General features: G+C 41.1%; 1 protein-coding gene. It reads right to left on the bottom strand.

Translation table 11 applies throughout. The features are described from left to right. Positions 1–348: AAA family ATPase (locus TH606_RS11250; protein WP_157627933.1), on the bottom strand; the 348-nt coding region annotated here is incomplete at both ends.

Here is a 348-nt window from a genome sequence, read left to right as displayed (position 1 = left end):
GCGTGCCTGTCTCAAACCAATAAGGGCGAAACTCATATTCTCTTAAAAAAAGCAATATGTCAAAAGGATTATAGACGGGCTCACCAAGCCAGGAGTAGCCGTTATACCAGTGGCGCACCTCATCAAGGTCAAGGCCTTCCAGGCGATCGCCAAAAACCCTCTCAAATTCCTCCTGGGTGTAGCCGCATATAGTAGCAAAAGAAGGAGAAATAGTTATGTCTTCAAGATTGTTTAAACCTGAAAAAAGGGAAACTTTGCTAAACTTAGTAACACCGGTTATAAAAACGAATTTAAGATACGGGTCAGCGTCTTTTAAAACAGAGTAAAAATTTTTTAGCTCTTCCCGAA

Source organism: Thermodesulfatator autotrophicus, assembly GCF_001642325.1.
GTDB classification, from domain to species: domain Bacteria; phylum Desulfobacterota; class Thermodesulfobacteria; order Thermodesulfobacteriales; family Thermodesulfatatoraceae; genus Thermodesulfatator; species Thermodesulfatator autotrophicus.
This window is presented reverse-complemented; position numbering and strand designations above follow the sequence as displayed.